We start from the raw sequence: 26679 nt of genomic DNA, 5'->3' as shown, positions 1-26679 counted from the left end.
AATGCAGGGTGTCTGGAGTGACCGAAGAGCATACGGAAAAAGCGTTTGGGTAAATGCAAGTGGTCTGGAGTGACCGAAGACCAAATGGAAAAGAGTATTCGGTCACTCCACCACCAATTCAGATAAATTATTACATATAGTACGTAGAATGCCGCGTTCCCACTATTGTGAAGTTCTTTTTCAAAATTCGCCTAATCTGTTTTTTAGATTCAATTACCTTACACCATTCAAATACCAAATTGGTGGTGATTTTTATTTCGGGAAAGAGTAGCTGTAGTTCTCTTATTGAACGCAGTATCCCATCCTCGACCAATTCTATACAACCGCATAAACTGCACAAAATTTTAGTTTCTCCAGCTTTAACTGAAAAGGAATGACATGAGAAGCAGGTCAAGCCTTTATTCAATTGCTCATATGTATAAGGGGTAATCGAGTGTAGGGAGAAGTTATTTTATGTTCCTTTACTAGATAGTCTGCAAGTTTATAGTGATTTTCGTTTAGTACGGAGGGCATCGCATTTAATTCCTCAAAGTATTTAGTAAGTTGTGTTGGATAAATAATTGGCTTGTGCATTGGTGCCTGATAGAGGGTAAATGCAGGATTGACAAAGAAAACGTTTGATTTTAGGGAGGTAGAGTATTTTTTCTTTTGAAACATTTGCCTGAGCAAAGTATCACTTCTTTTTATTTGGTCTAGCGGATTCTGAATTTCAGTTTCATTTATTGCAAAAAACTGATCAGATTCAAAGTAATAATCACCTTCGAAATTTTTCACTTCACATGGAAAATTGGTACTTTCGCTAATGATAAAGGAGTCTATTTGAAAATTTGTAGAGTTTGTTTCTAGCAGTAAATCATTCAACACTAAAAATTTTCTTGAGTCCAGATTTTTTTCAATTATTTGATCAAACATAACCTCCCCTTTAAAACCTTTTTCAAGATTTAAATAGTTTATTTTCTCCTTGAAGGATAAAACCTTACGATTGTTCAAGGATTTATACTATTTAAATTCATCTGACTCGATACGCTCTTTATAGGCCATTTTCCACATCCTTAACATGTAATACTACAATAGTACCTTAAGAAGAAAAGATCATGTATGAATATTATGTTAACAATTTGAATATTCACGATAGGAAAAGTTCGAATTATCGTATAAAATATAAAATATTACAAAGTTGTGAACAAGGGGAAGAAATCATGGTGCAAACGGCTAACAAGCAAGAAACCATATCGTCACTTAAAAATAAGATACTTGCTTTATATGAATATCTTTCAAAGCAAGGTGATACCGAAAATGCAGAAAAAATAAAGCAACTGGCAAAAAAGCTTCAAAATAGGGAATTTATGATTGCTTTTTGTGGTCATTTCTCAGCTGGAAAATCAACAATGATCAACAAAGTGGTCGGTGAGAATTTGCTGCCTTCAAGTCCCATTCCCACCAGTGCGAACCTAGTAAAGGTGAAATCTGGAGAAGAATACGCTAAGGTTTTTTTCAAAAATGAGAAACCGCGTGTGTACCTGGCACCATACGATTACGAATTGGTGAAGAAATATTGTAAGGATGGCGACAGTATCGAAGAAATCGAAATTAGTCATGCTGACTCCCAGCTTCCAGCTAATACTGTCATTATGGATACACCAGGAATTGACTCTGCGGATGACGCCCATCGAGTAGCAACGGAATCAGCAATTCACCTTGCTGACCTCGTTTTATATGTGATGGATTATAATCATGTCCAAGCAGAGCTGAACTTTTTATTTACAAAAGAGTTAACAGAAGCAGGTAAAGAAGTTTATCTTGTTATTAATCAGGTGGATAAGCACAAAGAAGAGGAACTGTCATTCCGGCAATTTCAAGAAAGTGTCCAGGATTCCTTTTCTGCATGGGGCGTAAAACCGGCACGAATCTTTTATACTTCTTTAAAGTTCCAAGACCATAAATTAAATGAATTTAATGAGTTAAAAGATTTTATCACCAAGAAATTGAAGAACAAGGACCAACTTTTAAACCAGTCTATTTTTCATTCGTTGAAAAAAATAGCTCAAGATTATCTTGACCAAGATCGGAATAAACGGGAAGAGGAGCTTCAGCCTATTTATGACGTGTTAAATGAGCTGCCGGAGGATGAAAAACAGCAAGTTACGCAAACCTACCAAACCCTAAGATCAAACCTTCAGACGCTTGAAAAAGGTGTGGAGGAAAGTGAAAAGGAGATGGACAAAGAAATAACAAAGATCTTAAATAATGCTTATTTAATGCCTTTTCAAACAAGAGAATTAGCGGAAAGATTTCTTGAAGCATCACAGCCTGAATTCAAGGTAGGGTTCCTTTTTTCGAAACAAAAAACAGTCGAAGAAAAGAATGCAAGGCTTGATCGCTTATTTCAGGATTTACAAGAGAGAACGAAATCACAGCTTGAATGGCATTTGCGTGAATATTTAATTGGTATCCTAAAGAACAATAGTCTGGATGATCCAGAGCTTCAAAATAAAGCACAATCGTTTTCAATTGAAGTTCCCATTGAATTGATTGTTAAAACGGTGAAACAAGGTGCACGGTTGTCAGGTGAATATGTGCTTCACTACACAGAAGACCTGGCAAATGGAATTAAAAAAATTGCAAAAGAGGGGATTGCAGATTTTAAACATGCCCTCATACCAGTACTAGAAGCAAAAACAAAAAAGGTAACACAAATGTATCAAGAAGAGTTCAAAAATATTGAACAATACGTAAGCGCCCTTTCTGAGATAACCGATTTTGAGAAAGAAAATGCAGATAAAAAAACAACGGTAGAGAAGCTGCTAAATGAGACAGTAGAAATTCAAAATGATGAGAACTTGCTTTTTGAACAAGAGGATGAAGAAGCCGAAGTAGTATACGGTCAGTCACTTCCAGAGAAAGAAACTATGCAAAAAAAACCACCAGTTACAAAGGTCAAAGAGAATAAGGTAAAACAAAATGAAACCGAAATAGCTCGAAATCATCTACAAAACATGGTTGCACGCTTAGAGCAATCTACGAAGGTAATCGACAATTTACCAGGATTTCAAAAGCTTGCTAAAGAATTGGAGGACAAAGCAGACCGTTTGGCACACAAGGGGTTTACAGTGGCTTTGTTTGGAGCATTTAGCGCGGGTAAATCATCCTTTGCCAATGCATTGATGGGTGAAAAGGTGCTGCCAGTATCACCAAATCCGACAACGGCCGCCATAAATAAAATTAAACCAGTAACAGAAGCCTATCAGCACGGAACTGTACTCGTAAAATTTAAAGAAGCGAATGCAATGCTTGAGGATGTTAACCGCTCATTGAAATTATTTGATTTGCAAAGCCCTTCCTTGGGAGAGGCATCCAGAGAAATCGATAAGGTCATGCTCGAAGAGGGCCAGGAAGGTGTAGCGGAAAAGACACATTTTGCTTTTTTACAAGCATTTAAGAAAGGTTTTAGTCTGCATGGTCAGCAACTAGGTTCAATCCTTGAAACTGACTTAACTGCCTTTCCTGATTTCGTTGCATTAGAAGAGAAGTCCTGTTTTGTGGAGTGGATTGAACTTTACTATGATTGTGAATTGACACGCAAAGGGATTACACTTGTTGATACACCAGGGGCTGACTCGATAAATGCACGCCATACAGGGGTAGCATTTGATTATATTAAAAATTCCGATGCTATCTTGTTTGTTACGTACTATAACCATGCTTTCTCTAAGGCTGATCGGGAATTCCTAATCCAGCTTGGACGAGTAAAGGAGTCGTTCCAGCTTGATAAAATGTTCTTTATTATCAATGCCATTGACTTAGCCGAAAATGAGGAAGAGAAGGAAGATGTTGCAGAGTATGTAACAGAGCAATTAATAAAATATGGAATCAGAAATCCACATCTCTATCCATTGTCAAGTCTATTCGCTTTAAAGGAAAAGCTGGAGCCTAACGTGAACACCAAGTCAGGGATGGGAGATTTTGAGAGTGATTTCTACCATTTTATTTCAAATGATCTGACTGAAATGGCCATTACCTCTGCAGGGAATGAATTAAATCGTGTGCAGGAATTGGTATATAAACTAATCCAGAACTCAAAAGAGGATCAATCCGTAAAAGAGAAAAAACGCTCTGAAATAGAGAAACAAAAAGCGATGATAAAAGAAATGCTGGATAAACAATCACCAGAAGCGTTACAAAAGAGAATTACCTTAGAGGGTGAGGAACTCATTTACTATATTAAACAAAGGGTATTCCTTCGTTTTGGTGATTTCTTTAAAGAGGCATTTAATCCAGCTGTCTTAAGGGATGATGGGAGAAATTTGAAAAAGGCCGTACAATCATCATTGGATGAATTGTTAGAAAGCCTCGGGTTTGACTTCGCCCAAGAGCTTAGAGCCACCACGGTTAGATTGGACGCATTTGCCGGAAAAGTTATGGCCGATTACCATACAGCCCTTTCGCGAAATATGAGCGAAATCAATCAAGATTTGTCATTTTCACCTTTTGAAATGAAGCATGATGAGGAAATCGAATTTCCATTAGCTTTTCGTAATGTAAACAAACAGCTGTTTACGAAAGCACTGTCCTATTTTAAAAATCCAAAATCTTTCTTTGAAAAAAATGAAAAGAAGCTAATGAGCGATGAGTTATATCAAGTTTTAAATGGACCTGCAGATGATTATCTTAAGTCTGAAGGTGAAAACTTAAAAGTTTATTACTCTCGTATTATAAGTGATCAATTCGAGCAATTAACCACCCAGATAGAAGAGCAGACAGAAGATTTCTATTTGAGCCTTCTTACAGCCCTAGATGGCGGAGTATCACTCGATGTATTAGAAGAAGTTTATCAAAAACTGGATGAGTTAAAGTAACTATATCACTGGGGGATTATGATGAATTTTATTATCGACAAAGAGTGGCTTTTAAAAAATTTACATGAGCAAGTACGTGTTATTGATTGCTCCTTTTCTTTGGGTAATCCTGAAAAAGGCCGCCAGGAATATGAGAAAAGTCATATTCCTGGAGCCGTTTATTTTGATTTAGAGAAGGATTTGTCTGGACCAGCGGGGAAACATGGCGGAAGACACCCATTGCCTAACATAGACGACTTTATCCAAAAACTTGAACAAGCTGGTATTGATGAACGTACAACAGTTATTGCGTATGATCAAGGAGAAGGAGCTTTTGCAGCGAGATTTTGGTGGCTTCTGCAATATCTTGGTCATGAAAAAGTATATGTATTAGATGGCGGCTTTAAAGGCTGGATCGAAGTAAATTATCCGATAACCGCCGAGGTACCAACATTCAATAGAGCTGCCTTTAAGACAAATATGAATCATGAAGTGCTAGCAAGTATGGAGGAAGTAAGAGAAGTGTCGCGTGGACAAGACCCCCATACCATCCTTATCGATTCAAGGGAAGAAAGACGATATTTAGGATTAGAGGAACCCATTGATAAAAAAGCCGGGCGAATTCCCGGGGCACTTAATAAGCCATGGTTTGAAGGATTAAGTGCTGGTTATTATAAGCCTGCAGATGTCCAAAAACAACGTTTTACAGACATCAGTCCTGAGAGTCAAATCATTGTATATTGCGGTTCAGGCGTAACAGCAGCACCTAATTTTCTGTCATTAAAGGCAGCTGGATTCGAAAAGGTAAAACTTTACTTGGGAAGTTTTAGCGATTGGATTTCCTATGATGAAAACGAAATAGGTTAGTTTTTTATGTTATAATAAAAGCCGTGTTGTTTTAATCAATATTTCTAGCACCAGCGCCTGCTTAAGGCGCTTCTGCTTTTAATTTAGGAGGTCAATACCTTGGAAAATCAAAAACCTTCACTTATGCTCGTTGATGGAATGGCGCTGTTATTTCGTGCTTTTTACGCTACCGCTGTAACAGGTCAATTTATGATAAATTCAAAAGGAATTCCGACAAATGGAATTCACGGCTTTATAAAACATTTATTTACTGCAGTCTCTTCCTTTAACCCATCCCATGTTGCAGTTTGCTGGGATATGGGCAGTAAAACGTTCAGGTCTGAGTTATTTGACGCTTATAAAGGAAATCGCGGGGAAGCACCAGTTGAGTTAATACCCCAGTTTGATATAGTAAAAGAAGTAGTTGCCGCTTTTGATATCCCTAACATTGGGTTAGCGGGCTATGAAGCAGATGACTGTATTGGAACGATTGCATATCAAGCTAGAGAGCATGCACATGTTTCAATCCTAACGGGTGACCAGGATATCCTGCAGCTGCTAGATGAAAGTATTTCGGTTATTTTATTGAAAAAAGGCTATGGGAATTATCTCGTTCATACACCTGATACTTTCTTTGAAGAAAAAGGCATCAAACCTCGTCAAATGATCGATTTAAAAGCACTAATGGGCGATCCGAGTGATAATTACCCAGGAGTGAAGGGGATCGGTGAGAAGACTGCACTGAAACTTTTAAAGGAATTTGAACATGTTGAGGGAATTATTTCTAACTTAGATCGTCTATCAAAATCACACAAAACGAAAATTGAGCAGGATTTAGAGATGCTCCACTTATCACGCATTCTTGCGGAAATTAAGTGTGATGTCCCAGTAAGCTGTGACTTGCAGCAAGCAGGACTCAAAATTGAAAAAGATAAAGCTTTAGACAAATTAAATGAATTAGAACTTCGCGGATTGCACCGTCTGCTTCCGCTTGAGGCATCATTTATTTCTTAAACTGTGAGGCTGTCCTAAATAGGGCAGCCTCTTTCCATTCCGTTATTTTGTATTTTTTTTCTTTTGTGCATTTTCTAATTTACTTTTTGGCTCCTCAGCAAACTCTGCGTCTTGTCCATAACCTTGTTTATTGACACCAGGTGCTTTTACACCGCGATTAGCATGACCATTTTTGCTCATCTTCGTCACCTCCCATTTTTTTAGTATTTCCACGCAAGAATAATAAAACTCAACTTTCTAAACAATAAAGATAAGAGGTGATAAAAATGAACAAAGGTGTTTATTTAGCCCTGTCCAGTATTGCTTTAGCACAGGGATTAAAGATCCCGATTCATTATTATAAAAAGAAAGAGTGGCGCCCGGACCTCTTTTTTCAAACAGGCGGAATGCCAAGCTCCCACTCAGCAGGAGTCTCCACTCTTACCACCTATATTGCTTTACAACGAGGACTGCCAACGTTCGATTTTGCTCTCTCACTTGTTTACGGGTTAATTGTTATGTATGATGCACAGGGAATTAGACGTCAAACAGGTGAACTTACCTTAAAAGTCAATTCCATGCATGATCTAATTGAAAAAGTAGACAAAGAAGAGAGTGTAGAATTTGAACAAGAAGCGCCTAAAAAGCTAAAGGAAATGTTAGGACATCAGCCAGAAGAGGTAATTGGCGGTGCCGTTCTTGGGGCATTAGTAGGAGTAGTTGGGCATTTATGCACAAAAAAGAGTAGAAAATTGTCGAAATTTAAGTTAAAATCTGATAGTAGATGGTTTTAGATTGCTTGGAGAGGGATGGAGAAGCCAGTGCGAACAGTTGATGAGTACTTGCACTACCTAGAAGGAAAAGGATTTCAATTTCAAGAGGATGCAATTGGGTTTATTTATTTCGGAAAACATTATACAAATGCTTCCGATGAATTGATTAATTCCGCAATAGAGATCACACTAAAAGCACAGAAAAGCTTTGATGGCAGCTTTTATGTGTCATTATTAGAAACCCTTGTTTCGAGCAAGATACAAACAAGAAATGCAGCCCTGAAGTTCGTTAAAGAAAGAGAACTATTGGCAATATAAACGCAAAAGTCCTCCCGGAGTTGGGAGGACTTTTGTTTAACCCTGAAAGCTTTTGTTTTTCCTGAGTAATGGGAATTTGTTTGCAGGAAGCTCTGCAAAAATCATCCCTGCAAAAATTAGTAAGCACCCAAATAGAGCACTATATGATAAGCGTTCAGCTGCCCAGTAATAGCCTGCTATTGCAGCAAAAACTGGTTCCATCGCAAAAATTAACGCTACCCTCGTAGCAGTAGTATATTTTTGGAAATTAGTTTGAATTAAAAATGCTAAAGCAGTAGCAAATACACTCGTGATTACCAAGGCAATGATGACATCCTGTGAGAGGAGAATGTCTACGTTAAAGGATTTCCTCCAATCCTCGAAGAAAAGAGCAGAAATGGTGGATAATATTGCCACTGTAGAAAGTTGAATCACGGTTAATAGTAAGGTTGGATATTTGCTTGAGAACTTCCCAGTAAAAATGATATGCAAAGCAAAGCTGATGGCACATATAAATACAAGACCATCACCAATATTTAAGGAAGAAACATCTGTCATCGTTAGTAAAAATAAACCAATAGTTGCAATCGATACTCCGACCACTGCATTTCTACTTGGAAACTGTTTTAACAAAAACATTGAAAAGAGTGGAACAAAGACTACACTTAGCCCAGTAATGAAACCTGCTTTAGAAGTGGTCGTATATAATAAGCCCACTGTTTGCGTGGCATAGCCTAGGAAGAGCCAAAATCCAATAAAAAATCCTGAGGCGATTATTTTTGCATTTAGGAATGCCAGCTGCTTACGTTCAAAGATAACTAACCATAATAGAAGCAATAATGCCGCAGCTAAAAAACGAACTCCGTTAAAGGAAAATGGTTCGAGAAGTCCAATTGCATTTTGAACAAGAACAAAGGTTGTACCCCAAACAAATGTGACAAAAAGTAAGCTGATATCAGCAAAAATAGGCTTTTTCATGTTGCGTTATTCTTCCTCCGTTGTGTTTTTTCTAATGGCAAGACGTGCTAATTCATCCGCTGATTTATTTTCAATGCTTGGTATCCATTTCATAAAAAATAAGTCAAATTGTCTAGATAATTGTAACGCTTTTTCTAAAAGTGGGGCATATAATTTATTTTTGGCAAATTCTTTTTCCACAGCTTTATTAACCAATTCTGAATCCGTACGAAATGATACTACGCTATGTGAGTAGCCCTTTTCTAAACAAATCTCTAATGCTTTAATAAAGGCATGATATTCAGCTTCGTGATTTGACATGATACCGAGTGGAATTGAAAATTTTTCTGCTGTCCCATTCCCTTTAATAAAAATACCAGCACCGCTAGGTCCCGGGTTACCAGCACTGGCCCCATCAATATAAACTTCAATCAAAGCAGACCCTCCAGTTTCATAATAATTGAAAGTTTATCATACTCTAACACAAAACGCAGGAAAAATAATTTTCCTATTTCCACTTTGTTGAAGTGGGTATGCTAAGATTAGATATTAAAACATATTGTAAGAAAGTGCCAATCATTGATTCTTACTTTTCAACTCAGAAATTATTAAAGGAAGGTTGAAAACATGAAGTATAGACTTGAGTGGAATTATAAAACAGGCAAAAGTGAAAAAATACAATTTACCTCTGATTGGATTTCTACGGAATTGGCTATACAAGCTGGTGAAGATCTTGAAAAGCTTGGGAAAGCAAGTGACATCTATTTTTATGATGAAGTAGGGACATCATGGATTTTAAAGGAATTAAAGAAGCTGGTTACTGAAATTGAAGATGATCCTCATGAAGTGACTGTATATTTTGATGGTGGTTTTCAAAAGGAAACCAATACTGCTGGTCTTGGAGTAGTTATATTTTTTAAACAAGGGAAAAAGAAATACCGCATTAGGGCGAATGAAGTGTTTGATGAGTTGGAAACGAATAATGAAGCTGAATATGCTGCCTTTTATTATGCCTTAACGATATTAGAAGAATTGGGTGTTCATCACCTGCCTTGTAAATTTAAAGGGGACTCGCAGGTCGTCTTAAAGCAGCTTGAAGGCGAATGGCCGTGTTATGAAGATGTGCTTAATGCGTGGCTTGACAGGATTGAAGAAAAAATAAAAGCGCTCTCCCTTACACCTAAGTACACTCCAATACCTAGAAATGATAATAAAGAAGCAGATAAATTGGCTACTCAGGCGTTAGAGGGGAAGGAAATCTACGCAAAGACACAAATTATTTAAGAAACGAGGTGCCTTTGACTCGTGAAAAACTCGAGCAGAAAAGAACTTTTTAACCAAGTTGAGTCCCTGTTAGGTGAATACTGTAATGGTTGTTTTGTGCATCAACAGTTTAAACAAGAGGGCGGCAGGAGGTATGCACACCGCTTTTGTATTTCACAATGCACTGTAGGGGAAAAGCTGCAGGAATATGGAAAAAAACTTATATGATGGACAGATTCACGGACTTATAGTTTATTCCAATAATGCACCTAATAAAATAGAAAAAGGCTGACGGTATTCGTCAGCCTTTGGTTGGTTATAGGGATTAAAGTTTTACTACGTTAGCAGCTTGAGGTCCGCGGTTTCCTTCAACGATTTCGAAAGAAACTTCTTGGCCTTCTTCTAAAGACTTAAAGCCTTCGCCAGTAATAGCGCTGAAATGTACGAATACATCGTCTCCGCCTTCAACTTCGATAAAACCGAAACCTTTTTCATTGTTGAACCATTTTACTTTACCGTTTTGCATTTACTATTTCCTCCTAAGACTTTCAAGACACTTATTTTAAGTGCCAATGATAAATATTATCATGTACATAAAGATAATATAATTACTATTTCATTAATGATACATGACGCTTTAAATATAACATGAATATTTTTGGGCAGTCAAGGAAAGTAAGCGCTTTTTTAACCAATAGATTGCATTATCATGCAATATTCAAAATTAATAATCTATCTGAACATAAAATTTTATCAGCTTCATATTCTTATAAAAATGGTTGATAAAGGGTGAGGAATAATGTACCGATTTTCGATTGAGGGAGATGAATGGATTTTAAGATTCTCGCCGCAGGTCTTCATCGAAGCCGAAGAAAAACAAGTAGTCTTGATGTCATTGCTTCAAATCGGAAATGATTTATCATCGTATTCACATGGTGATGCCTTTCTCATGTTTACCAAGAAGATAGGTGCAATCGTTTTTGATGTTGAAAGGATTCCATCATTTATCTTGACAGTTTCGAATATTATTCCAGAAGAAAATTGGTATATGCAGGATTCAACCTTGAAACTAATACAATAATACGGCAAGTGGGCGGTCAACAGTTGACTGCCCATTTTTTTTATTTGTCACAAAGGAGACATAAATAATATACCTCTGTATATCGAATGAAAAATCTACCAATTAGAGTCAGTTATATAATGTATCAATCTATTGGTCTACTAATGGATATATTTTTATCCTTTACAAAAAGACGAATGAAGTGGGAAAATGGATGCTGGATGCTTTATCAAAAGGAGCAATCATAATGAAATTAATTATTGCTGAAAAGCCAGACCAAGGTACAACACTGGCTTCTATTTTTAAAAATAAAAAACAAAATGGTTTTATTGAGATATTCCCAAATGAGACTTTTCCAAACGGTGCCTATGTCACATGGGCGATTGGGCATTTGTGTCAGCTTGTTAATCCAGAGACGTATGAGCCGGGATGGAAGAAATGGTCTTTGGATAATCTGCCAATGATTCCAACTCAATTCCAATATGAAGTAACGAAGGATAAAGTAAAACAATTTTCCGTTATTCAAAAGCTAGTAAATAATCCTGCGGTAACAGAAATTATCCATGCCGGTGATGCTGGGCGTGAAGGTGAACTAATTATTCGTAATATCCTGCGAATCACAGGCTGTAAAAAGCCTATGAAACGCCTCTGGATCTCATCTTTAACAGCTAACTCCATTCGCGAAGGATTTAATAAATTATTAGACGAAGACCATACTAGAAATTTATATTACGAAGCGTATACCCGGGCATGTGCTGACTGGGTTGTTGGCATGAATGCCTCGCGGCTTTATAGTTTGCTATTGCAAAAACAAGGATTTTCTGATGTGTTTTCGGTAGGAAGAGTACAGACCCCAACCTTAGCATTAATTGTAAAAAGAGAAATAGAAATTGAAAATTTCAAGTCTGAGCCATTTTGGGAGGTAATCGCCCATTTTAATATAAATGGCAAGAAATATAGTGGGAAATGGCAGAATGATGGAGAAACGCGGGTAAAAACAAGAGAAATGGCGGAGAAGGTTGCGGCGTTCTGCCGAGAAAAGCCGGCTGAGGTTTCAGATGTTCAATCTGACAGAAAAGAGTTTTTACCTCCACTACTCTATAATCTTTCAGCTCTTCAAGCTGAAGCGAATAAACGCTATAAATTTCCACCGAAGAAAACCCTTGATGTACTGCAAAAACTATATCAAAAAGGGAATGTATCCTATCCCCGCTCGGATTCGCGGCATGTAACGAAGGAAGAGGCGAATACCTTTCCTGAAATACTTACGAAGTTAAGTCATATTAATGGTTATGAGAAATTTTTTCCGCTGCCAGTTGAATCCATTGTTGATAATAAGCGCTATGTGAACGAAAAAAAGGTTACAGATCACTACGCCATAATACCTACTGAACAAATTCCAAATGTTGATAGACTTGATCCAGATGAAAAGAAACTTTACGACCTCATTGTCACAAGTTTAATTGCGGCGCATTACAAAAAAGCAATAGCTGAATATACGACGGTGTCAACTTTAGTAGATGGACGAGCATTATTTCAATCCAAGGGAAAGGTTCAAATTGAAGAAGGCTGGAGGAAGGTAATCAACCAAAAAGAAAAAGAGGATGAACCTGCACTTCCTCAATTGACCAAGGGCGAACAGGGTCGTACGACGAAGGTGGATGTAAAGGAAAGCCAGACGCAGCCTCCTAAACGCTATACTGAAGGACAGTTAATCACGTTAATGAAGACGGCCGGCAAGCATATTGAAGACAAGGAAATGGAGAGAATTTTATCTAAGACAGAAGGTCTTGGCACCGAGGCGACAAGAGCCGGAATCATTACCATGTTGAAGGATAGAAAGTATATCGATGTAAGAAAGAATCTAGTTTATGCAACTGCAAAAGCAAGGATATTGATAGAAGCAATTGGACAGGAAATACTAGCTTCTCCTGAAATGACAGCGAAATGGGAGCAGAAATTAAAAGAGATTTCTGAAGGATCTGCTTCTCCAAAGAACTTTATGGAGCAAACCAATAAAATGGTTTTCCATTTAATTTCACAAGGAGTTGGGAACTCAGCCAATTGGGCATTCCCTGAGGATATCCGTGACAACTTTACCCCGAGTAAGAGAATGACAAAGGGGAAGGGTGGTACAAAACTTGGAAAATGTAAAAAGTGTGATGGCTCAATTGTTGACAAGGGAAGCTTTTACGGCTGTTCGAACTACCAAAAAAACCAGTGTAATTTTACTATTTCCAAAAAGATTCTAGGGAAAAACATTACCCAAAAGAATGTTAAACTCCTTTTAACTGAAGGTAAAACAGAGCTGATAGAAGGATTTACGAATAAGGATAAAACGTTCAATGCCAGACTTTTCCTAGATGATCAAGAGAATAGGATTAAGTTTTTATTTGAAGAACAAAGTTCCAAAAGTGTGACAAAGTGATAATTCAACTTGTCACTAATTTTTTTCTATAGTAAACTTTTAGGAGAGTAATTTTTTTGGAGGTAAGGGATGCCAACACCTAGTATGGAAGATTATATAGAGCAAATATATATGTTAATTGAAGAAAAAGGATATGCCCGAGTTTCGGATATCGCAGAGGCACTATCTGTTCATCCCTCCTCAGTAACAAAAATGGTCCAAAAGCTAGACAAAGATGAATATTTAGTCTATGAAAAATACAGGGGCTTCAGCTTAACCACGAAAGGTAATAAGATTGGAAAACGCCTGGTATTTAGACATGATTTACTTGAACAATTTCTAAAAATCATCGGTGTCAAAGATGAAAATATCTATAATGATGTTGAAGGAATCGAGCACCACCTAAGCTGGGATTCCATTGAAAGAATTGTGGACCTCGTTCAATTTTTTCAAGAAGATGAAACGAGAATAGAAGCATTAAAAGAAATTCAACGACAAAATGAAGCTGATTAATGTTAAAGCACCTGGTTTGCGCCAGGTGCTTTACTGTTGTTCCCGGAATCCATGATTCATGAGAACTATTTTACTAAAAAATGTATCAAAACGGGATTCATGAACACTTTATGAGGCCAATTTCAATAAAGAAATTGCTAAAAAGGTCTCCATAACCTCATCATGAGACCCATTTTAATAAGGATAATACTAAAAAGAGCTTCATAAACGGTTCATGAGACCTTTTTCAAGGAAGACACTTTCGAAATGGTCTTCATGAAACCTATTTTCATTGTGCTCTATCCCATTTAGAATAAATTAGGATATTGGTCAAAGGATTGATCTTGGACTGGGCTGAGGATTAGATTCCCATCTAGATCCTCTGTTGCCTGAACGCCTGTGATGACGCCGTTTGCAGCTTCCATCACTGCTTTTTGATAGGATATAACACGACCTTGGGATGTGACGAAGCTGATGATCTCTCCAAAATGGTTCCGATGCAGTGCGATGACTGTTTCCACAACGTTTCCCCCCTTTTCCTCGATATTCTTTCTAAAATTCACGAAATATAAACTTAGAGGAGAAAATAAAAAACTAGGAAGTACCCAAGGGCACTTCCTAGTTTAATCCCAATTAAATGGTGTTTCTTGATATACGTAATAGTTAAGCCAGTTTGAGAAGAACAAGTGTCCATGGGAACGCCAGCGATTAATCGGCGGCTGCGTTGGATCGTTGTTTGGAAAGTAATTTTCCGGAATATGAATTTGCAGTCCTCTCTCAATATCTCGATTGTATTCTTGAGCTAAGGAATCAGACTCATATTCCAAATGACCTGTAATCATCACATGCTTTCGGTCTCTGGAGGCAACGAGCAGTGCTCCGGCCTCTTCTGACGCGGCTAACAGCTTAAGTGCAGGATTCTCATGAATTTCCCCAATCGAAACATCTGTATAACGTGAATGAGGAGCATAAAAATGATCATCAAAACCACGTAAGAGTAAGTCGTTTTGCTCAAAAATCTGGTGCTCATAAATTCCTGAACATTTACGAGACAATTCGAATTTATCAATTCCATAATGATAAAATAATGCTGCCTGTGCTCCCCAACAAATATGCAGAGTAGAGGTAACATTTGTTTTTGTCCAGTCCATAATTTCAGTAAGCTCTTGCCAATACTTTACTTGCTCAAACTCCATAAGTTCGACAGGTGCACCGGTAATAATCATACCATCATACTTTTGATTTTTAATCTCTGAAAAGGTTGTATAGAACTGTTCAAGATGTTGTTTGCTCGTGTGGGTAGATTCATAGGAATTGGTTTTTAAAAATTTTACATTTACTTGCAGCGGGCTGTTTCCCAATAGCCTTAAGAGCTGCGTCTCTGCCTTTTCTTTTTCGGGCATTAAATTTAATATTAGTAGTTTTAATGGCCGAATGTCCTGAGTGATTGCCCGTTCGTCGTCCATGACAAAGATATTCTCATTTTCAAGGATTTCTCTTGCAGGCAGCAGTTTAGGAATGTTAATAGGCAAGGTGCACTCCCCCTTTAATTCTAATCAAGTTAACCTAAGTATATAGTATATTTTTAAAATTCGGTCATTAACATTATAAACATTATCTTAAGTTCAGAAAAGAATTATTTATCGTGAAAAATATTACACGAAATAATTCACTGATTTGATACAATAAAAGAGGATACAATTTTATGTGAATGCGGGGGATTATTTTTGCAAATGAATACATCAGTTAAGTCAGACATTGAAATTGCACAAGAATCAACCATGAAGCCAATTGTTGAGATTGCTAAAACAATTGGATTAACGGAAGATGACCTCGAACTGTTTGGAAAATATAAAGCTAAGATTTCGTATGAGGCACTTAAGAATATTGAATCAAATGAAAGTGGAAAAATCATTCTGGTTACTTCCATCAATCCGACACCTGCTGGTGAAGGGAAATCAACGGTAACAGTTGGTCTTGGAGACGCGTTCCATCGTATTGGTAAAAAAGCCATTATTGCAATTAGAGAGCCTTCCTTAGGTCCTACAATGGGAATCAAAGGCGGGGCAACTGGCGGAGGATATTCGCAAGTATTACCTATGGAAGATATTAATTTACATTTTACAGGTGACTTACATGCCATAACCACAGCCAATAATGCTCTTGCCGCATTACTAGATAATCATATACAGCAAGGAAATGAACTTAACATCGATCAGCGCCGGGTTGTTTGGAAACGCGCAGTTGATTTAAATGATCGTGCTCTTAGAAAAGTCATTATCGGGCTTGGCGGACCGCTTCAAGGTGTACCACGTGAAGATGGTTTTGATATTACCGTTGCATCTGAAATCATGGCAGTGCTATGTTTGGCTTCAGATTTGAAAGATCTTAAATTACGATTAGCAAGAATGGTTGTTGCCTATAATGACAAAAAGGAACCAGTCACGGTTGGTGACCTTGGAGTTGAGGGTGCGCTGACATTATTGCTCAAGGATGCGGTCAAACCAAATCTTGTACAAACCATTGAACATACTCCTGCACTTGTCCATGGCGGGCCATTCGCTAATATTGCACATGGCTGTAATAGTGTGATTGCTACTCGTGCCGCTGCAAAGTTAGGAGATTATGTGATTACAGAAGGCGGCTTTGGTGCTGATTTAGGGGCAGAAAAGTTTTTACATATTAAAGCAAGAAGTGCTGGTATTAAACCTGAAGCAGTCGTCATTGTGGCAACCATTCGGGCATTAAAGATGCATGGCGGAGTTTCAAAATCTGATTTGGCAACGGAGAATATTGCTTCGTTAACATTAGGATTTGCTAATTTGCAAAAACATATTGAGACAATAAGAAGCTTTGGTTTACCTGTGGTCGTAGCGATTAATAAATTTATTACCGATACGGAATTAGAGGTACAAACCCTTTTGGAATGGTGTAAAACGGAGGAAGTTCCTGTTGCTTTAACTGAGGTTTGGGAAAAAGGCGGTGCTGGTGGAGTTGAGCTTGCAGAAACGCTTTTATCTGTAATGGAGAGAGAAGAAAATAAATTCCAGCCTCTTTACGATTTATCCGATTCCCTTGAAACAAAGGTGAGAACGATTGTCCAAAAGGTATATGGCGGTAAAGATGTAGAATTCTCTTCAAAAGCAAAAAAACAGCTTGAGGATTATGAAAAATTCGGCTGGTCTAATTTAGCGATTTGTATGGCGAAATCACAATATTCCTTGTCTGACGATCCAACGAAACTGGGAAGACCCACTGATTTTACAGTGAATGTCAGAGAGTTCAAGCCTTCAATTGGTGCTGGTTTTATTGTTGCTTTAACCGGAGAGGTTATGACCATGCCAGGATTACCGAAGAAGCCTGCTGCCTTAAATATGGACGTGGATGATAATGGGAAGGCATTAGGTTTGTTTTAACATATTGAGGTGAGTGTAATGTTTGACCCGACTTCATTTGATAATATGAAGGTCGTTATTGAAGGAGCACTTTATGATTTAGATTTGGCGGGTGAAATTGTAATATCAGACCGAAACGACATCGTAAACATGGCAAAAATGTCGAGGAGTTTTGATGTCAATTTTAGTTTACCCGAAGAAATGGGAGATACTGTTACAGCTAAAATTGAAATAGAAGCAGGCCTTACAAACCTGGCAGCTGAACTCATGCCTGAGCAGGTTTCTAAAAACCAAAACCAATCAGGCTGTCAGGTTAAACTAGAGTTTTTTCACATAGGAATAACAAAAGCAGATGAGTTAAAAAATATACAAAACATACTCTTCGATATCTGGGGAGAATCGAGGATAATTAGACAAACAATCATCACACGCCCCTCGCTTTCATTAACTACGAATGTAATAACAGTTGAATTCGACAGACTTATAAGTGAAGACCAAATTGACGATTTCGTTGAGATGATTGATGTAATGATTATGACAATCAAAAAATTGCAATCCTACCTGAATGAAATTGAAACAACATAAATACTATGAAGAAACCAGCCAGTTAAGTTGAGCTGGTTTTTTTATTGTTAAAATTATTTACAAGAAAACGATTTCAAGGTACGATTATTTTAACTAGATACTAAGACCTCATACTAATTAAAGGGGAGATTAAATTGGTTAAAACGGCATGGGTTACGGATAGTACAGCTTACTTAGATGAAGAATTAAAAAATCATCCTGATTTGTATACAATTCCATTAACTATTTTACTAGATGGCGAAGAATTTGCTGATGGCATTGATCTAAGCGCAGCAGAGCTTTATTCAAGATTAAAAGAGTTAAAGTCTCCTCCCAAAACTTCACAGCCTGCGGTCGGAGTTTTCCAACAATTATACGAAGAACTATCCAAGAATTATGACCAGATCGTTGCGGTTCTAATATCCGGGAAGTTAAGCGGCACTGTTTCCTCAAGTGAACAAGCAGCCAAGCTTGTAGATATTCCAGTTACAACCTTTGATTCCAATATCCTCACAGCACCAATGACGGCATTATTGAAAAAAGGAATACATTTAGTTCAGGAAGGAAACAGCATTGAATCTGTAATTGATCAGTTAGAATCAATTAAAAGAACAAACGAAACCTATGTATTAATTGGAAGCTTAGAACAGCTCCATCGCAGCGGCAGGATGTCTGGGTTACAATTCTTTTTGGGCAGTATGTTGAATGTGAAGCCGATTATTTCCATAGAAGATGGTGCTCTTAATACAAAGGAAAAAGTGAGAAGTGATAAAAAGGCGAAGGAAAAGATCCTTGATTACCTTAAATCCTCATACGAAAAGCATAAATTTAAAGAGGTTTATATTCTTTATGGCTTACACCCGGAAAATGCAAATGAATGGCAAGAGGAAATAAAAAAAATATATCCTGACCTTAACGTGGTTTGCTGTCCGTTGGGTGCGGTAATTGGGGTTCATGCGGGTGAAAATACACTTGGGATTAGCTGGCATAATGGTTTGAAATAACTTTATCCTCCGGTGAGCATACTAAAATGGCAGTTCATTTTAGATGAGGGGGACACAATCATGAGTAAGCAAGGAAGACATAATTCGAACATGACACGTGAACAAATTGAGAAACAAGATCAAAAAAATGATGTTGAACTAGGAAACGAGTTCACAATCGGTAACACAAAATCACAAAGCCAGAAAAAAAGCGGTCGTCAAGCAAACAAAAAATAACTCCGAATTCTTTCGGGGTTATTTTTTGTTTGTTTTTCATGATAAAATAGCAAGGGTGAAGGAAGGTGTTTCTAAATGAACGAAAAAATTATTGAACAAACTGCAAACTATGTCCGTAATGAATTAGGTGAAGATGCGACTGGACATGATTGGTATCATGTTGACCGTGTGAGACGGACTGCTTTACATATATGTAATCTAGAGCAAGCTGGAGATCCATTTATTATTGAAATGGCGGCACTTTTACACGATATTCCTGATGAAAAGCTAAATGAAAGTGCGGAAGCTGGGAGAAATAAACTGAACTTATTTTTTCAAAGTATTGCCCTGCCAGAAGATGTACAGAACGATATTGTTCAAATTATAGAGAGTATTTCATATAAGGGCGGAGCAAAATCTGAGCTAACCACCATCGAGGCTGAAATTGTACAGGATGCAGACCGATTGGACGCAATTGGTGCGATTGGCATTGCCCGAACATTTGCTTATGGCGGTAAAAAAGGACAACCCATCTATGACCCCAGCATAAATGTCCGGGAAGAAATGAGTCTAGAAGAATACCGAAAAGGAAAATCGACAAGCATTCATCATTTCTATGAAAAATTATTAAAATTGAAGGACTTATTGAATACAGAAACAGCGAAGGCAATGGCAGAAAAACGTCATCGAATGATGGAGTACTTCTTGGAACAATTTTATCTAGAATGGGATGGTCAAGACCGATGAAAATGCTCACAGTAGAAAATGTTACAAAAACGTATGGAGAAAAGCAGCTTTTTAACAATATTTCCATTACGATTGGCGAAAAAGAGCGAGTAGGCTTAATCGGGATTAATGGGACAGGAAAATCCTCATTGTTAAAAATTATTGCTGGCTTGGATCAGCCTGATGACGGAAAAATTATCACGGGCAAGGATTATAGTATTGCCTTTTTGGATCAACAGCCAGATTTAGATTCAAATAAAACTGTTCTTGAGCAAGTTTTTCATGGCGATGCACCGATTCTTAGGTTAATGCGTGAATATGAAAAAACGCTATTACTATTGAATACTGCTCCAAATGATACGAATGTACAAGAGGATTTATTCCAGCTTCAAAAGCAAATGGATGCTTTAAACGCCTGGGATGCAAGTACGAATGCAAAGTCAATTTTAATGAAACTAGGAATTGAAGATTTTACTAAGAAGGTTGGTGAGCTCTCAGGAGGACAGAAGAAACGGGTAGCGTTAGCACAAGTGCTGATTGCTGAGCCGGATTTACTTATTCTCGATGAGCCTACGAACCATTTAGACTTTGACTCTGTTAAGTGGCTGGAGGATTATTTAAGCAGATATAGCGGTTCGATTCTGCTTGTCACACATGATCGTTACTTTTTAGATCGAGTTGCAAATAGAATGTTTGAATTGGATGGCGGTAATCTCTACAGCTATAAAGGAAATTATGCTGCCTTTTTAGAAGCAAAAGCACTCCGTGAGGAAAATGAGGCTGCAACCTTTGAAAAAAGGCAAAATCTTTTTAGACGTGAGCTTGAGTGGATAAGACGCGGAGCCAAGGCACGTACAACCAAGCAAAAAGCGCGGATACAGCGTTTCGATGAACTAGAAGATAAGCTGTCTGGCGGTAAGCCAACAGGTGAAAAGGTAGATATCTCATTAAATGGAAGCAGGCTTGGAAAGCAGGTTTTCGAACTCAAGGATGCCTCAAAATCTTATGGAGCGAAAACTATTTTAAATCACTTTAATTTACTTGTAAAACCAGGCGACCGCCTTGGGATTATCGGCAGGAACGGAACAGGAAAGTCCACACTTTTGAATGTCCTAGCGAAAAAGCTGCCGTTAGATGAAGGTGAATTCATCATGGGGCAGACAGTGAAAATTGCTTATTATACACAGGAAAATGAAGATATGGATGAAAACAAACGGATGATTGAATACATTAAAGAAACTGCAGAAGTTGTTGAGACATCAGATGGAAAAACACTGTCTGCAGCACTGATGCTAGAACGGTTTCTGTTCCCGCCATTTTCCCATGGAACACCAATCCGCAAATTGTCCGGCGGAGAAAAACGTCGTTTATATTTATTGAAGCTATTAATGACGGCACCAAATGTACTTTTATTGGATGAGCCGACTAATGACCTTGATACACAAACATTGACGGTACTTGAAGATTATCTTGAAGATTTCCCTGGCGTTGTCATTACCGTATCGCATGATAGATACTTCCTAGATAAAGTGGTTGATCAGCTTCTTGTCCTGCGCGGCGAAGGCAGGATTGATTCTTTTTATGGAAATTACAGCGAATATCTAGAAAAAGAATCAGCTGCAGAAGCGGCGAAAAAACCAGTTACAACTGCGGCACCTCCTAAGTCTCCTGAAAAGGAAAAAAAGAAAAGAATGACCTTTAAGGAAAAGAAAGAATGGGAAGAAATTGACGAAGTAATTGCCAAAACAGAATCGCGTCTTGAAGAAGTTGCAGAAGAAATAGGAAATACCGGCAGCGACTTCACAAAAGCGCAGGAATTAATGAAATTAGAAGCAGAATTAAACGAAAAGCTCGAGTATTTAATTGAGAGATGGGAATATCTCGCTGAAATAGCTGAAAGTGAGTAGAAAAGTGCGTCAGTTGACGCACTTTTTTTATTATTAATAGCACGAAAAATTTTATCAGCGTTAAATGAGATATATCGGCGATAAATGAATTATATCAGCGATAAATCAAATATATCAGCGTTTCTTAGATTATATCCGCGATGCTGTTATTAGTTTCCGTATTAAACCTAGATTTTACATTTCGAGCATTTTTCAGGAATGAACTTTAACCATTATGTTAAACTTGTAAAGAGAAACTAAAAGAATTAGGTGAAGTTCATGAAAATCAAGGCAATTGAACCAACTCCAAGCCCAAATACAATGAAAATAATCTTAGATCAAGAACTGCCAATGGGGAAGAGCCATAATTATAAAAAAGACACAGCTGCAAAAGCACCAGCAGTTATCCAAAGCATACTTCAAGTAGAGGGCATAAAAGGTGTTTATCATGTGGCTGATTTCCTAGCTGTTGAAAGAAACGCTAAATTTGACTGGAAGAATTTATTGCCCCAAGTCCGCCAAGCATTTGGCGAAACAGCAGAACTAGGAACAGAGCCCCAAAACAATCTGGACGAACACTATGGTGAAATCAAGGTTGAAGTTCAAATGTTTAAAGATATTCCTCTTCAGGTAAAACTGACGGATGGAGCAACAGAGAAAAGATATGGCATGCCTGAGCATTTCCTCAAAGCTAGAGAACGGGCGCAGCTGCCAGATGAAAATTACATCCTGCTCCGTCGATGGGATCAGCAAGGAGTTCGCTATGGTGAATTTGATCAAATCGGTCAGGAAGTGATTGAAGAATTAATTGCTGCTTATCCCATTGAGAGACTCGAGGACCTCGTATCTAAAGCTCAAACCAAGGAATACGCAAACAAACAAAAACCTGCAAGAGAACGAAAGAAAGTTACGTTAGAATCCCTAGATAATCCAGATTGGCAGGTTCGTTATCAGCTGCTTGAGCAAATGGATGATCCAGAATTAGAGGATTTACCTGTTTTAGAAAAGGCGCTCACAGATGAAAAAGCTTCCATACGCAGATTAGCAACCGTCTACTTAGGGATGATAAAGGATCAAGGTGTATTACCGCTTCTTTATAAGGCGTTGAAGGACAAAACTGTTACGGTCCGCAGGACTGCTGGTGATTGCTTATCTGATCTTGGATTCCCTGAAGCGAGTGAAGAGATGACTAAGGCACTTCAAGACTCAAGCAAATTAGTACGTTGGCGCGCGGCAATGTTTTTGTATGAGGCAGGAGACAAAGATTCTATACCAGCTTTAAAGGCGGCTGAGAACGATCCTGAATTTGAGGTCAGCATGCAAATCAAAATGGCGATTGAAAGAATTGAAGGCGGCGAAGAAGCAAAAGGTTCTGTGTGGAAACAAATGACTGAAGCACGGAAAACAGACAGCTAAATTGCACGTAACAAGGTAGTTATAGTACACTGCAAATATAGAAAGTGAGGTTTTAATTATGTCAATGGCGTATGAAGAATATATGAGACAAATGGTTTTACCAATGCGTGAGGAGTTAACAAGAACGGGGTTTCAGGAACTAACAACAGAAGAAGAAGTTGAAAACTATATGGAAAATGCAAGTGGTACCACACTTGTTGTTGTGAATTCTGTTTGTGGATGTGCAGCTGGACTAGCAAGACCTGCAGCAACTCAAGCGGTTTTAACCAGCGGTAAAAAACCTGATCATCTGGTAACAGTTTTTGCGGGACAGGATAAAGAAGCAACTGCAAAAATGCGCGAATACTTCGAAGGCATTGAGCCATCTTCACCATCAATGGCTTTGTTGAATGGGAATAAAGTGGTTCATTTCATTCCACGTCATGACATTGAGGGAATGCCAATGGAAGCGATCATGGATAATTTAAAGGCTGCTTTCGAAGCCAATTGCTAAAAGGATGTCTTACGACGTCCTTTTTTTTGGAGGTTTTTGAGTGTTATGTTTGTAACGACAGCAGGTCGGACCAACCAACAAATGATTGAAAAAGCAATCGAAAGTGCAAAACATTTAGAAGTCCCGTACATACCACGTCAAAAAAAATCAATCCATCAATTACAAAAAGAAACAAACAGTGAGTGTATTGTCGTAGGGAAAGAAAGACTTGAATTATTTCACAAGGATGCAGCACAACCCTTCTTCTTTCATCCCAATTCAGCGATGTTCCGTATCAAACGACTGGCAAGGGGAGAACATGACCCATTTGCTGAAGCCTCACAATTAACAAATGGAATGACATTTCTAGATTGTACACTTGGACTCGCATCAGATTCCATTGTCGCAAGCTATTTAGTTGGTGGCGAAGGGATGGTGACAGGCACCGAGGGTCAAAAGTTTTTGGCTTATATCGTACGAGAAGGATTGAAAACTTGGGACAGTGAACTTCCATTAATGAATGAGGCGATGGATAGAATTAAGGTGATTCACAGCGGTGCCATAGATTATTTAAAAACGCTGCCTGATAACTCTATCGATTGTGTTTATTTTGACCCGATGTTTGAGGACTCTATTCTCGAGTCAGATGGAATAAAGGCTTTAGGTCGTTTCGCACTATATGAAGACTTAACGAAAGAAACCATAGAGGAAGCATTAAGAGTATCAAAAGGTAGAATCTTGTTAAAGGACCACTATAAAAGTGTAAGATTTGAACAATATGGATTTCATGTTTTTCGGCGTAAAACAGCTAAATTTCACTTTGGCATTATAGATAAATAGGAATTTCCCCTAATCTGTGAGAATAGATTTTTCCATTTTTTCAAAAAAAGAAGTATAATAATTGGTAAGAGTCAAAAAAATATCGGAAAAATTTGCTGAATTCTTCCAATGTAAAGGGGAATGTAGATGAATAAGTGGATCCGTAAATCGGCCGTCGTATTAGTTTCGATTTTAACATTTGGTCTCATATCACCGACTCAATTAATAAATAATATTAATGCAGAGAAACCTAATGAAAGAGATACGGTTGAATCCGCACCATCAAGGCAATCCAGCTATTTTGTGGAAACGCAGCTCAGTAAAGAAGAAATACTGTGTGAATTGCTCAAACAAGCGGAGCAGCAGTCTTATCAAAAATTTGGCACAAGAATTAAACCTGTGATTGAAAATGAGTTTAAGGAAATTATCATGCCGAATATTGAAAAAGCATTACAAGAAACAGCAGCACAATTTCCAACAGAAGATTTGCTTAACTTAGCTATTACTGAGTCTCCTGGAAAGGGACAATCAGAGAAGATTTTTAACATCAAAAACAGGGATACGAATACTGATGTTCTTCGGTTTCATGTTAGAAGAGACAATCCGCCGCAAGCTGGATTCTGGTTTAACTTTCATTATCATACATATCATGACGATTTCCAAAGTCACCATGAACTTGGGTCTATTTATTGGGCTAAGAACACACCGCCAAAATGGATGAGTTAATGATTTGCGTAATACTAGAAAAAAGTTTTATTATAATTAATGAAACCTTTCCTAGAGAATCTCGTATATAGACTATTACCTAAAATGGAGGAATGAAAAAATGGCAATTAGTTTATCAAAAGGACAAAAAGTAGACTTAACAAAAACAAATCCTGGGTTAACAAATGTAGTAGTTGGTTTAGGATGGGATACGAATAAATATGATGGCGGTAATGATTTCGACTTAGATTCATCCGTTTTCTTATTAGGCGAAAATGGCAAGGTTACAAACGAAACAGACTTTGTGTTCTACAATAATCCAAAAGGTGCCAACGGTTCAGTCGTACATAATGGAGATAACCGTACAGGTGAAGGTGAGGGGGATGATGAGCAAGTTAATATCAATTTAACTGCAATCCCAGCTAACATTCAACGTGTTACTTTCACAATTACCATTCATGATGCAGCTGCACGAAATCAAAACTTTGGTCAAGTATCAAATGCATATGCTCGTATTTTCAATGAAGCAAACGGTGAAGAACTAATCCGCTATGATTTAGGGGAAGATTTCTCTATCGAAACCGCTGTTGTAGTTGGCGAATTATACCGTCATAACGGCGAATGGAAGTTTAGCGCAATTGGCAGCGGCTATCAAGGCGGCCTTGCAGCTCTTGCAACAGACTTTGGATTATCAGTAGGATAACAGCTAGAATAAAGACCCGGCTTTTGCTGGGTCTTTAACAAAAATCATAGAACATCCGGGAGGAATTTTTTTTATGTCTGTTTTGCAAGGGATATTAGACACGTATGCACAGTTTTTTAACTGGGAAATGTGGGGAGAAGTTTTAACAGACCCAGTTTCTTGGGGCTTAATTGGGACACTTGTAATCTTAGAGGGTTTACTATCTGCTGATAATGCACTCGTTCTAGCTGTAATGGTAAAACACTTACCACCTGAACAACGTAAAAAGGCACTTTTTTATGGATTATTAGGAGCTTATATTTTCCGTTTTATCGCCATTGGAGTAGGGGTATTCTTAATTAAACTCTGGTGGGTAAAGATTTTAGGTGCGGCTTATCTTGCTTGGTTATCAATTAAGTATTTCATGGATAAACGTAAATCAGCACAGAATGAAGAGGAAGAAGAACATGGAATGAACCAAACTGGGCTGCTTATCCGTCTGTTTGGTACCTTCTGGGGAACCGTTGTCGCGGTAGAGATAATGGACATTGCATTTTCTGTTGATAGCGTCCTTGCTGCTTTTGGGGTTAGTGAACAGGTTTGGGTATTATTAGTCGGCGGTATGCTTGGAGTACTCATGATGCGAGGAGTTGCCGGGGTATTCTTAAAATTAATTGACCGTATTCCTGAGCTTGAAACTTCCGCGTATATATTGATTCTGTTAATAGCAGCAAAAATGTTTGTAGCAGTATTCGATATTCACGTTCCACACGCAGCATTCTTTATCATTATCTTATTAACATTCGGAGCTACTTTTGTTGTTCATTACAGGAACAAAAAGAAAGAAGTAAGCAAAGAATCATAATTATCGACATACGACATAAAATGGGGA

The 26679-nt window shown here is 37.9% G+C and carries 29 protein-coding genes; 22 read left to right on the top strand and 7 right to left on the bottom strand.

The features are described from left to right. Positions 1-402: 402 nt before the first annotated feature. Entirely contained in the window at positions 403-912 is a 510-nt protein-coding gene (locus H0184_RS05990; protein ID WP_221822577.1) for a nuclease-related domain-containing protein, read from the bottom strand. A gap of 287 nt (positions 913-1199) precedes the next feature. On the opposite strand from H0184_RS05990, the gene H0184_RS05985 reads away from it, so the two are divergent. The 3 genes from H0184_RS05985 to H0184_RS05975 all read left to right on the top strand — a co-directional run bounded on the left by H0184_RS05985 (position 1200) and on the right by H0184_RS05975 (position 6695). Beyond that, on the top strand, positions 1200-4856 hold the full coding sequence (locus H0184_RS05985; RefSeq protein WP_221822576.1) for a dynamin family protein: 3657 nt from the start codon (positions 1200-1202) through the stop codon (positions 4854-4856). Between the two features lie 21 nt (positions 4857-4877). After that, a complete protein-coding gene (locus H0184_RS05980) occupies positions 4878-5702 on the top strand; it encodes a sulfurtransferase (RefSeq protein ID WP_221822575.1) in 825 nt (274 codons plus the stop codon). A 99-nt stretch (positions 5703-5801) separates the two neighbouring features. Continuing rightward, positions 5802-6695: a 5'-3' exonuclease gene (locus H0184_RS05975; RefSeq protein ID WP_313771724.1), complete on the top strand. Its 894-nt coding sequence runs from the start codon at positions 5802-5804 to the stop codon at positions 6693-6695. A 42-nt stretch (positions 6696-6737) separates the two neighbouring features. Here H0184_RS05975 and H0184_RS05970 read toward each other — a convergent pair whose 3' ends face one another. Further along, positions 6738-6875, bottom strand: a complete 138-nt coding sequence (locus tag H0184_RS05970) for a small, acid-soluble spore protein L (RefSeq protein WP_221822574.1) — start codon at positions 6873-6875, stop codon at positions 6738-6740. Positions 6876-6961: 86 nt separating this feature from the next. Between H0184_RS05970 and H0184_RS05965 the strand changes: the two genes are divergently transcribed. Continuing rightward, positions 6962-7468, top strand: coding sequence for a divergent PAP2 family protein (locus H0184_RS05965; protein WP_221822572.1), 507 nt, complete (start codon positions 6962-6964; stop codon positions 7466-7468). A gap of 27 nt (positions 7469-7495) precedes the next feature. After that, positions 7496-7765, top strand: a complete 270-nt coding sequence (locus H0184_RS05960) for a DUF6123 family protein (protein WP_221822570.1) — start codon at positions 7496-7498, stop codon at positions 7763-7765. A 36-nt stretch (positions 7766-7801) separates the two neighbouring features. Here H0184_RS05960 and H0184_RS05955 read toward each other — a convergent pair whose 3' ends face one another. Further along, positions 7802-8722: a DMT family transporter gene (locus H0184_RS05955; RefSeq protein WP_221822568.1), complete on the bottom strand. Its 921-nt coding sequence runs from the start codon at positions 8720-8722 to the stop codon at positions 7802-7804. Between the two features lie 6 nt (positions 8723-8728). Next, positions 8729-9136 (bottom strand): reverse transcriptase-like protein, encoded by a 408-nt coding sequence (locus H0184_RS05950; RefSeq protein WP_221822566.1) that lies wholly within the window; start codon positions 9134-9136, stop codon positions 8729-8731. Between the two features lie 192 nt (positions 9137-9328). Here H0184_RS05950 and H0184_RS05945 point away from each other — a divergent pair, with 192 nt between their 5' ends. Continuing rightward, positions 9329-9985 (top strand): ribonuclease H family protein, encoded by a 657-nt coding sequence (locus H0184_RS05945; RefSeq protein ID WP_221822564.1) that lies wholly within the window; start codon positions 9329-9331, stop codon positions 9983-9985. 21 nt (positions 9986-10006) lie between these two features. After that, positions 10007-10192 carry a zinc-finger domain-containing protein gene (locus H0184_RS05940; protein ID WP_221822562.1) on the top strand — a complete coding sequence of 62 codons (186 nt, stop codon included), beginning with the start codon at positions 10007-10009 and terminating at the stop codon, positions 10190-10192. Positions 10193-10289: 97 nt separating this feature from the next. On the opposite strand, the gene cspD is transcribed toward H0184_RS05940, so the two are convergent. Continuing rightward, positions 10290-10490: a cold-shock protein CspD gene (gene cspD, locus H0184_RS05935; protein ID WP_026563856.1), complete on the bottom strand. Its 201-nt coding sequence runs from the start codon at positions 10488-10490 to the stop codon at positions 10290-10292. Between the two features lie 273 nt (positions 10491-10763). On the opposite strand from cspD, the gene H0184_RS05930 reads away from it, so the two are divergent. The 3 genes from H0184_RS05930 (at position 10764) to mntR (ending at position 13944) form a co-directional block, all read left to right on the top strand. After that, entirely contained in the window at positions 10764-11045 is a 282-nt protein-coding gene (locus H0184_RS05930) for a hypothetical protein (RefSeq protein ID WP_095251973.1), read from the top strand. A 226-nt stretch (positions 11046-11271) separates the two neighbouring features. Next, positions 11272-13452 (top strand): DNA topoisomerase III, encoded by a 2181-nt coding sequence (locus H0184_RS05925; RefSeq protein ID WP_221822561.1) that lies wholly within the window; start codon positions 11272-11274, stop codon positions 13450-13452. A 69-nt stretch (positions 13453-13521) separates the two neighbouring features. Continuing rightward, on the top strand, positions 13522-13944 hold the full coding sequence (mntR, locus tag H0184_RS05920) for a transcriptional regulator MntR (RefSeq protein WP_221822559.1): 423 nt from the start codon (positions 13522-13524) through the stop codon (positions 13942-13944). 287 nt (positions 13945-14231) lie between these two features. Here the strand turns inward: mntR and H0184_RS05915 are convergent, their stop codons facing one another. Both H0184_RS05915 and metA read right to left on the bottom strand, forming a co-directional pair. Further along, positions 14232-14444 (bottom strand): DUF3892 domain-containing protein, encoded by a 213-nt coding sequence (locus H0184_RS05915; RefSeq protein ID WP_221822556.1) that lies wholly within the window; start codon positions 14442-14444, stop codon positions 14232-14234. 102 nt (positions 14445-14546) lie between these two features. Beyond that, a complete protein-coding gene (metA, locus tag H0184_RS05910) occupies positions 14547-15455 on the bottom strand; it encodes a homoserine O-acetyltransferase MetA (protein WP_221822554.1) in 909 nt (302 codons plus the stop codon). Positions 15456-15656: 201 nt separating this feature from the next. Here metA and H0184_RS05905 point away from each other — a divergent pair, with 201 nt between their 5' ends. The 12 genes from H0184_RS05905 (at position 15657) to H0184_RS05850 (ending at position 26652) form a co-directional block, all read left to right on the top strand. Further along, positions 15657-17339 carry a formate--tetrahydrofolate ligase gene (locus tag H0184_RS05905; protein WP_221822552.1) on the top strand — a complete coding sequence of 561 codons (1683 nt, stop codon included), beginning with the start codon at positions 15657-15659 and terminating at the stop codon, positions 17337-17339. 18 nt (positions 17340-17357) lie between these two features. Then, positions 17358-17903 (top strand): hypothetical protein, encoded by a 546-nt coding sequence (locus H0184_RS05900; protein ID WP_221822549.1) that lies wholly within the window; start codon positions 17358-17360, stop codon positions 17901-17903. Between the two features lie 134 nt (positions 17904-18037). Further along, positions 18038-18886 carry a DegV family protein gene (locus H0184_RS05895; protein WP_221822548.1) on the top strand — a complete coding sequence of 283 codons (849 nt, stop codon included), beginning with the start codon at positions 18038-18040 and terminating at the stop codon, positions 18884-18886. Between the two features lie 60 nt (positions 18887-18946). Next, positions 18947-19102: a hypothetical protein gene (locus H0184_RS05890; RefSeq protein WP_221822547.1), complete on the top strand. Its 156-nt coding sequence runs from the start codon at positions 18947-18949 to the stop codon at positions 19100-19102. Between the two features lie 75 nt (positions 19103-19177). Continuing rightward, positions 19178-19828 carry an HD domain-containing protein gene (locus H0184_RS05885; RefSeq protein WP_221822546.1) on the top strand — a complete coding sequence of 217 codons (651 nt, stop codon included), beginning with the start codon at positions 19178-19180 and terminating at the stop codon, positions 19826-19828. Beyond that, positions 19825-21714, top strand: coding sequence for an ABC-F family ATP-binding cassette domain-containing protein (locus H0184_RS05880; protein WP_221822545.1), 1890 nt, complete (start codon positions 19825-19827; stop codon positions 21712-21714). The genes H0184_RS05885 and H0184_RS05880 overlap by 4 nt, the downstream gene beginning before the upstream one ends. A gap of 258 nt (positions 21715-21972) precedes the next feature. Then, positions 21973-23109: a conserved virulence factor C family protein gene (locus H0184_RS05875; RefSeq protein ID WP_221822544.1), complete on the top strand. Its 1137-nt coding sequence runs from the start codon at positions 21973-21975 to the stop codon at positions 23107-23109. Positions 23110-23167: 58 nt separating this feature from the next. Continuing rightward, complete coding sequence (locus H0184_RS05870; protein ID WP_221822543.1) at positions 23168-23602, top strand: BrxA/BrxB family bacilliredoxin; 435 nt, start codon at positions 23168-23170, stop codon at positions 23600-23602. Between the two features lie 45 nt (positions 23603-23647). Next, positions 23648-24421, top strand: a complete 774-nt coding sequence (locus H0184_RS05865) for a class I SAM-dependent methyltransferase (protein ID WP_221822542.1) — start codon at positions 23648-23650, stop codon at positions 24419-24421. A gap of 126 nt (positions 24422-24547) precedes the next feature. Then, positions 24548-25126, top strand: a complete 579-nt coding sequence (locus H0184_RS05860) for a YpjP family protein (RefSeq protein ID WP_221822541.1) — start codon at positions 24548-24550, stop codon at positions 25124-25126. Positions 25127-25226: 100 nt separating this feature from the next. Then, positions 25227-25808 carry a TerD family protein gene (locus H0184_RS05855; protein WP_221822540.1) on the top strand — a complete coding sequence of 194 codons (582 nt, stop codon included), beginning with the start codon at positions 25227-25229 and terminating at the stop codon, positions 25806-25808. A gap of 73 nt (positions 25809-25881) precedes the next feature. Then, on the top strand, positions 25882-26652 hold the full coding sequence (locus H0184_RS05850; RefSeq protein WP_221822538.1) for a TerC family protein: 771 nt from the start codon (positions 25882-25884) through the stop codon (positions 26650-26652). The last annotated feature ends 27 nt before the right edge of the window (positions 26653-26679 follow it).

The organism is Neobacillus niacini (assembly GCF_019749295.1).
Taxonomy (GTDB): Bacteria; Bacillota; Bacilli; order Bacillales; family Cytobacillaceae; genus Neobacillus; species Neobacillus niacini_D.
Note: the sequence above shows the minus strand (reverse complement) of the source record. Positions and strands in the feature narration are given on the sequence as shown.

What these genes read in the sequence shown, in the direction of transcription:
- H0184_RS05930 (WP_095251973.1), top strand. Translation starts at nt 10,764, where the DNA reads ATGTACCGATTTTCGATTGAGGGAGATGAATGGATTTTAAGATTCTCG.
- H0184_RS05925 (WP_221822561.1), top strand. Translation starts at nt 11,272, where the DNA reads ATGAAATTAATTATTGCTGAAAAGCCAGACCAAGGTACAACACTGGCT.
- H0184_RS05905 (WP_221822552.1), top strand. Translation starts at nt 15,657, where the DNA reads ATGAATACATCAGTTAAGTCAGACATTGAAATTGCACAAGAATCAACC.
- cspD (WP_026563856.1), bottom strand. Translation starts at nt 10,490, where the DNA reads ATGCAAAACGGTAAAGTAAAATGGTTCAACAATGAAAAAGGTTTCGGT.
- H0184_RS05945 (WP_221822564.1), top strand. Translation starts at nt 9,329, where the DNA reads ATGAAGTATAGACTTGAGTGGAATTATAAAACAGGCAAAAGTGAAAAA.
- H0184_RS05860 (WP_221822541.1), top strand. Translation starts at nt 24,548, where the DNA reads ATGAATAAGTGGATCCGTAAATCGGCCGTCGTATTAGTTTCGATTTTA.
- H0184_RS05855 (WP_221822540.1), top strand. Translation starts at nt 25,227, where the DNA reads ATGGCAATTAGTTTATCAAAAGGACAAAAAGTAGACTTAACAAAAACA.
- H0184_RS05900 (WP_221822549.1), top strand. Translation starts at nt 17,358, where the DNA reads ATGTTTGACCCGACTTCATTTGATAATATGAAGGTCGTTATTGAAGGA.
- H0184_RS05970 (WP_221822574.1), bottom strand. Translation starts at nt 6,875, where the DNA reads ATGAGCAAAAATGGTCATGCTAATCGCGGTGTAAAAGCACCTGGTGTC.
- H0184_RS05890 (WP_221822547.1), top strand. Translation starts at nt 18,947, where the DNA reads ATGAGTAAGCAAGGAAGACATAATTCGAACATGACACGTGAACAAATT.
- H0184_RS05955 (WP_221822568.1), bottom strand. Translation starts at nt 8,722, where the DNA reads ATGAAAAAGCCTATTTTTGCTGATATCAGCTTACTTTTTGTCACATTT.
- mntR (WP_221822559.1), top strand. Translation starts at nt 13,522, where the DNA reads ATGCCAACACCTAGTATGGAAGATTATATAGAGCAAATATATATGTTA.
- H0184_RS05990 (WP_221822577.1), bottom strand. Translation starts at nt 912, where the DNA reads ATGTTTGATCAAATAATTGAAAAAAATCTGGACTCAAGAAAATTTTTA.
- H0184_RS05985 (WP_221822576.1), top strand. Translation starts at nt 1,200, where the DNA reads ATGGTGCAAACGGCTAACAAGCAAGAAACCATATCGTCACTTAAAAAT.
- H0184_RS05850 (WP_221822538.1), top strand. Translation starts at nt 25,882, where the DNA reads ATGTCTGTTTTGCAAGGGATATTAGACACGTATGCACAGTTTTTTAAC.
- H0184_RS05875 (WP_221822544.1), top strand. Translation starts at nt 21,973, where the DNA reads ATGAAAATCAAGGCAATTGAACCAACTCCAAGCCCAAATACAATGAAA.
- H0184_RS05870 (WP_221822543.1), top strand. Translation starts at nt 23,168, where the DNA reads ATGTCAATGGCGTATGAAGAATATATGAGACAAATGGTTTTACCAATG.
- H0184_RS05885 (WP_221822546.1), top strand. Translation starts at nt 19,178, where the DNA reads ATGAACGAAAAAATTATTGAACAAACTGCAAACTATGTCCGTAATGAA.
- H0184_RS05980 (WP_221822575.1), top strand. Translation starts at nt 4,878, where the DNA reads ATGAATTTTATTATCGACAAAGAGTGGCTTTTAAAAAATTTACATGAG.
- H0184_RS05880 (WP_221822545.1), top strand. Translation starts at nt 19,825, where the DNA reads ATGAAAATGCTCACAGTAGAAAATGTTACAAAAACGTATGGAGAAAAG.
- H0184_RS05865 (WP_221822542.1), top strand. Translation starts at nt 23,648, where the DNA reads ATGTTTGTAACGACAGCAGGTCGGACCAACCAACAAATGATTGAAAAA.
- H0184_RS05965 (WP_221822572.1), top strand. Translation starts at nt 6,962, where the DNA reads ATGAACAAAGGTGTTTATTTAGCCCTGTCCAGTATTGCTTTAGCACAG.